Here is a 5,774-nt window from a genome sequence, read left to right on the forward strand (position 1 = left end):
GTGCCGATGTAGTTGTGGTTGAGCATCCGGGCCTCTTCTTGCGCCAGGACGACGACCCTGCGGGCACGGTCGGTAAAACGTTCAAACATCGGTGGTTACCTGCTCTCCCTCACCATCGGTACTGGCCTCTTAGTGGCCCACCGGTCCCGTCGGGGCCGGAATCGCATACCTGCCATCCACTGTAATGGTCGGCCTGCCAGGGGGCATAACCTTGCGGTTCCTTGCCGTTCAAGACCCGCAGCCCCGTTTCGGGCGATCTCCCCTGTGCTTACAGCGCCGTAACCCGACCAACGTGGCCGGGTGCCAATTCGTTTCCTCAACCCACGGCCGGGCCTTTCGCCGCGAGCGAAACGACAAACCGGCGCCAGGGCCGCTTGCAGCCCAGGCGCCGGTTTCGGGCGTTTGTCAGGTCGCCGCGTGGAACGCGTCGATGACGTCGGCGGGGATGCGGCCCCGGGTCGACACGTTGTGGCCGTTGCGGCGGGCCCATTCGCGGATCGCCGCGCTCTGCTCGCGGTCGATCGCGCCGCGGCCGCGCCCGGAGCCGGAACGCCCACGCCGCCGGCCGCCGACCCGGCGGCCGGCTTCCACCCACTGCTTCAGGTCGTTGCGGAGTTTCGCGGCATTTTTGGACGAAAGGTCAATCTCATAGGTCACCCCGTCAAGCCCGAATTCGACCGTTTCGTCGGCTGCGCCGGCACCGTCGAAATCATCGACCAAGGTGACGGTCACTTTTTTCGCCATTAGCTTATCCTCGCATTTCGTCCTGAGCAGTTGCCGAGCAGATTGGCTGCGCCTCCCCGGGTCATCAATCTGCCATAACAAGGCAGCATACTCAATCCGGCCGCAAGGCGCACAGTTGCACTTTTCAACCGGAGTGTGGCCGCACAATCGGGAACAAAACTGTCTCGCGAATTGACAAGCCGGTCAAAGTCATCAACAACCGATCGATACCCATTCCGGTTCCGGTGCACGGCGGCATCGCATACTCGAGGGCGGCGAGAAAGTCTTCGTCGAGCACCATGGCTTCGTCATCGCCGGCCGCCGCGGCGCGCGCTTGCGCGGCGAATCTCTCCCGCTGCACCACGGGGTCGTTCAATTCGGAGTACCCAGTGGCCAGTTCGACCCCGCGGATGTAGAGGTCCCACTTCTCGGTCACGCCCGGGATGCTGCGGTGCTGACGCGTCAAAGGCGTTGTCTCAACCGGAAAGTTCCGCACGAAGGTGGGCGCGGTGAGCGTGTTGCCCACCGAGTGCTCCCAGAGTTCCTCGACCAGCTTTCCGTGCCCGTAGCCGCGATCGCGGGGGATTTCCACGCCGAGCCGGTCCGCGATCGCCCACAGGCGGTCGGCCGGCGTCTCGGGGGTGATCTCTTCACCGAGTGCCGCCGACAGCGACGGGTACATTTGAATCGACGCCCATTCTCCGTCTATGTCGTAGACAGTGCCGTCGGGCAGCGGTAGTTGTCGGGTTCCGATCGCCTCATCGGCAACCTCCTGAATAAGCTCGCGGGTGACGACCGCCGAATCGTCATAGGTTCCGTACGCCTGGTAGGTCTCCAGCATGGAGAATTCCGGGGAATGCGTGGAATCCGCACCTTCGTTTCGGAACACTCGATTTACTTCGAAGACCTTGTCGAAACCACCGACGACGCAGCGCTTGAGGAACAGTTCCGGGGCGATCCGCAGGTACAGATCGATGTCGAGCGCATTGGAATGCGTGACGAACGGCCGCGCCGCGGCGCCGCCCGCCAGCGTCTGCAACATCGGCGTTTCGACTTCGAGAAACCCGCGCCGTTCGAGCGCGTTGCGTATCGCGCGGACCAGCGCGATTCTCTGCCGCGCGACCGTGCGGGCCTGGGGACGGACGATGAGGTCGACGTAGCGCTGCCGCACGCGCGCCTCTTCGCTCATCTCCTTGTGGGCCACCGGCAGCGGCCGCAAGGACTTGGCCGCCATCTGCCAGGAATCGGCCAGGACGGACAATTCGCCGCGGCGTGAGCTGATCACGTTGCCGTGCACGTAGACGATGTCGCCGAGGTCGACGTCGGCTTTCCACGCGTCCAGCGATTCGCGGCCCACCTTGTCGAGGCTGAGCATCACCTGCAGGCTGGTGCCGTCGCCCTCCTGCAGGGTCGCGAAGCACAGTTTCCCGGAGTTGCGCGCGAAGATCACCCGGCCGGCGACGCCGACGACGTCGTCGGTCGCGGTGTCGACCGGCAGGTCGGGATGGTCGGCGCGCACCTGCGCCAGGGTGTGGGTGCGTTCGATGGCGACCGGATAGGGCTCACGGCCCTCCGCCAGCAAGCGAGCGCGTTTGTCTCGGCGGATGCGGAACTGCTCGGGCAGGTCGACTGCGGCATCCTCACTGGCGTCACTCACGAGCTGCCAGCTTAAATGACCTCGCGGGGGCGGCTCTTACTGGCGGCCCGCCGAGATTGCCGTCATGGTGGTTGTTCCGGTCGCAGCCACGACCACTGGGGCAATCTCGGCGGCGAAAATTCAGCGCGCGGTCTTCAGCCGGCCGCGCTGGGCGTCGCGGTTGCGCTCGAATACCAGCCGCAGTCCGTGCAGGGTCAGATGCTGGTCGTAATGGCTGGCGGTGTGCAGCTCGGGCAGCAGCAACGGTGCCGTGTGTCCCGTGGCCACCACCGCCACGTCGTCGCCGGCGAAGCCCTCGACGTCCTCGCGGATGCGCCCCACCAGACCGTCGACCAGCCCGGCGAAGCCGAACACCGCACCGGACTGCATGCATTCGACCGTGTTCTTGCCCACCACCGACCGGGGGCGGGAGAGTTCGACCCGGCGCAGCGCGGCGGAGCGGGCCGCGGCGGCGTCCGAGGACACCTGCACGCCCGGGGCGATCGCGCCGCCGAGGAATTCGCCCTTGGCCGACACCACGTCCACGCAGATCGAGGATCCGAAGTCGATGACGATGGCGGCGCTCTGGAACCGGTGGAATGCGGCCAGGCAGTTGACGATTCGGTCGGCGCCGACTTCCTTCGGGTTGTCGACCAGCAGCGGGATGCCGGTGCGCACGCCGGGCTCGATCAGCACGTGCGGCACCGACGGCCAGTACTGGTCGAGCATGATCCGCACCTCGTGCAGCACCGACGGGACGGTGGACAACGCGGCGGCGCCGGTGAGCCGCTCGGAGTCGTCGCCGATCAGTCCGTCGATGGTCAGGGCCAGCTCGTCGGCGGTGACCTCGGACTCGGTCCGGATCCGCCACTGCTGCACGACCTTTGCGTGCTCCTTGGACCCGGAGATCAGCCCCACGACGGTGTGGGTGTTACGGACGTCGACGGCCAGCAGCACGGTTACCGCGCAACGATTCGGGGATCCAACAGCTCGGCGGCGTCTGCGGGAACGAAGGCCGGGTCGTCGCCCAGGTCGATCGGCTTGTTGTCGGCGTCGACGAAGACGATCCGCGGCCGGTAGGCCCGGGCCTCGGCCTCTTCCATGGTCCCGTATGCGATGAGGATCACCAGATCGCCGGGGTGCACCAGATGGGCCGCGGCGCCGTTGATTCCGATCACGCCGCTGCCGCGTTCCCCGGTGATCGCGTAGGTGACCAGGCGGGCACCGTTGTCGATGTCGACGATGGTCACCTGTTCGCCCTCGAGCAGGTCCGCCGCGTCCATCAGGTCCGCGTCGATGGTCACCGAGCCGACGTAGTGCAGGTCAGCCTGCGTGACGGTGGCGCGGTGGATCTTCGACTTGAGCATCGTCCGTAGCATCAATTCCTCCAAGATGATTCACGGGTGTCCCGATATCCGTCCGGCCCCACGGGTGCCGGCGAAGTTTCGATCTCGAGCGCGATGTTGTCCAGCAGCCTGGTGCTGCCCAACCGGACGGCGACAAGCAGCCGGCCGGTCCTGCCGGCGCCCAACGGGCCCAGGTCCGGGGCGCGCAACTCGAGGTAGTCGACCGTGAGCTCGGGCACCGCGTCGAGCACCGCGCGCGCCGCGTCCAGCGCGGCCCGGGGCCCGGCATCGGCGGCGTGCGCGGCCGCGGTCAGCGCCGCCGACACCGCCACGGCGGCCTCGCGCTGTACCGGATCGAGATAACGGTTGCGCGACGACATGGCCAGCCCGTCGGCCTCGCGGACCGTGGGCACGCCGACCACGACGACGTCGATGTTGAGGTCGGCGACCATCTGCCGGATCAGCACCAGTTGCTGATAGTCTTTCTCGCCGAAGAACACTCGGTCGGGGCGCACGATCTGCAGCAGCTTGCACACCACGGTCAGCACGCCGGCGAAGTGGGTCGGTCGCGGGCCGCCCTCGAGGTCGGCGGCCAGCGGGCCGGGCTGCACGGCGGTGCGAAGGCCGTCGGGGTACATCGCGGCCGCCGTCGGCGCGAAGACGATTTCGACGCCCTCGCCGCGAAGCAGCTCCAGGTCGGCGTCCAGGGTCCGCGGATAGGCGTCGAGGTCTTCCCCGGCGCCGAACTGAAGCGGGTTGACGAAGATCGACACCGCCACCACCGCGCCGGGCACCCGCTTGGCGGCGCGGACCAGGGTGAGGTGACCCTCGTGCAGCGCGCCCATGGTCGGCACCAGCATCACCCGGCGGCCGGTGTGGCGCAGCGCCCGGCTGACGTCGCTGACGTCGCGCGGGCGCGAGTAGACGTTGAGTTCGCCGGCCTTGAAGGCGGGCGGATTGCCCGGTCTCATCCCGCCAGCACCTCGACGACGTCGGCGGGCGCGTGGGCGCGCCGGGCGGTCCGCAGGGCGTTCACCCGATAGGCCTGCGCCAGTTCCGAGTCGACCTCGTTCAGCGCGGCAAGGTGCCCCGCGACCGCGGCGGCGTCGCCGCGCGCGACCGGGCCGGTCAGCGCGGCCTGCCCGCGTTGCAGGGTGTTCTCCAGCGCCGCCCGGGCCAGCGGGCCGACGATGCGTTCGGCGATGCCGCCGGGCTGGTCGTCGACGGATTGCTGCCCGAGCAGTTCGCTGCCGCGCAACGCGGACCGCAACGCCTCGAGCGCGTCGGCGACCACCGTCACCAGGTGGTTGCCGGCGTGCGCCAGGGCGGCGTGGTAGAGCACCCGCGCTTCCTCGCGCACGCAGAACGGTTCGCCACCCATTTCCAGGACGAGCGACTGCCCGATCGCATAACCCACGTCGTCGGCCGCAGTGATGCCGAAGCAGGTGTCGGGCAGCCTGCTGATGTCCTCGTCGGACCCGGTGAACGTCATCGCCGGGTGGATCGCCAGCGGTATGCAACCGTCCTGGGTCAGCGGCGCGAGGATCCCGACGCCGTTGGCGCCGGAGGTGTGGGCGACGATCGTCCCCGGCCGCACGGAGGACGTCGCGGCCAACCCGGACACCAGGCCCGCGAGTTCGCTGTCGGGCACGGCCAGCAGCAGCAGCTCGGCGCCGGCGGCGACGTCTGGTGGGGGCATCACCGGGGTGTCGGGCAGCCAACGCTGCGCCCGCTGCCGGGACGTGTGGGAGATGGCGCTGCACGCCACGACGACGTGGTCGGCGCGCTCCAGCGCGACACCGAGCGCGGTGCCCACCCGGCCGGCCGAGATGATCCCCACCTTGAGCCTGGCCGGGCGCAAACCGTCGAACTGCACCATCGCAGACGACCTCACAGATTTCTTCGTTCGTTCCGGTCCCACCCCGTGGGTACCGTTCGGTCACTAAAACTGTAGTCGATTACCCTGCGGCACCCAATGTGAGGAAGCTCCCAGCTCAGGCGTCGCGGCGACGACGGCGGCCGCCCTCCGACGGCTGGACCTGCAGCCGCGCCAACAGGTCGGCGACCGA

Annotated in this window: 7 protein-coding genes; all 7 read right to left on the reverse strand. The window is 68.3% G+C overall.

All coding sequences use genetic code 11. The annotated features are described in order from the left end of the window. On the reverse strand, nucleotides 1-89 hold an 89-nt coding region (locus tag A9X04_RS32425; protein WP_369828993.1), incomplete at its 3' end, for a hypothetical protein. Between the two features lie 316 nt (nucleotides 90-405). Continuing rightward, complete coding sequence (gene lsr2, locus A9X04_RS22005; RefSeq protein WP_003875617.1) at nucleotides 406-744, reverse strand: histone-like nucleoid-structuring protein Lsr2; 339 nt, start codon at nucleotides 742-744, stop codon at nucleotides 406-408. A gap of 124 nt (nucleotides 745-868) precedes the next feature. Continuing rightward, on the reverse strand, nucleotides 869-2,380 hold the full coding sequence (gene lysS, locus A9X04_RS22010) for a lysine--tRNA ligase (RefSeq protein ID WP_067925018.1): 1,512 nt from the start codon (nucleotides 2,378-2,380) through the stop codon (nucleotides 869-871). Nucleotides 2,381-2,500: 120 nt separating this feature from the next. Then, nucleotides 2,501-3,316, reverse strand: coding sequence for a type III pantothenate kinase (locus A9X04_RS22015; protein WP_067925020.1), 816 nt, complete (start codon nucleotides 3,314-3,316; stop codon nucleotides 2,501-2,503). Between the two features lie 2 nt (nucleotides 3,317-3,318). Further along, on the reverse strand, nucleotides 3,319-3,738 hold the full coding sequence (gene panD, locus A9X04_RS22020; protein WP_067925023.1) for an aspartate 1-decarboxylase: 420 nt from the start codon (nucleotides 3,736-3,738) through the stop codon (nucleotides 3,319-3,321). Beyond that, nucleotides 3,738-4,676, reverse strand: coding sequence for a pantoate--beta-alanine ligase (panC, locus tag A9X04_RS22025; RefSeq protein WP_067925026.1), 939 nt, complete (start codon nucleotides 4,674-4,676; stop codon nucleotides 3,738-3,740). Before panC ends, panD begins: the two co-directional genes overlap by 1 nt. After that, nucleotides 4,673-5,584 (reverse strand): Rossmann-like and DUF2520 domain-containing protein, encoded by a 912-nt coding sequence (locus tag A9X04_RS22030; protein ID WP_067925030.1) that lies wholly within the window; start codon nucleotides 5,582-5,584, stop codon nucleotides 4,673-4,675. Before A9X04_RS22030 ends, panC begins: the two co-directional genes overlap by 4 nt. Nucleotides 5,585-5,774 lie beyond the last annotated feature (190 nt).

The sequence above is a fragment of the Mycobacterium sp. E3247 genome (genome assembly GCF_001667785.1).
Classification (GTDB): domain Bacteria; phylum Actinomycetota; class Actinomycetes; order Mycobacteriales; family Mycobacteriaceae; genus Mycobacterium.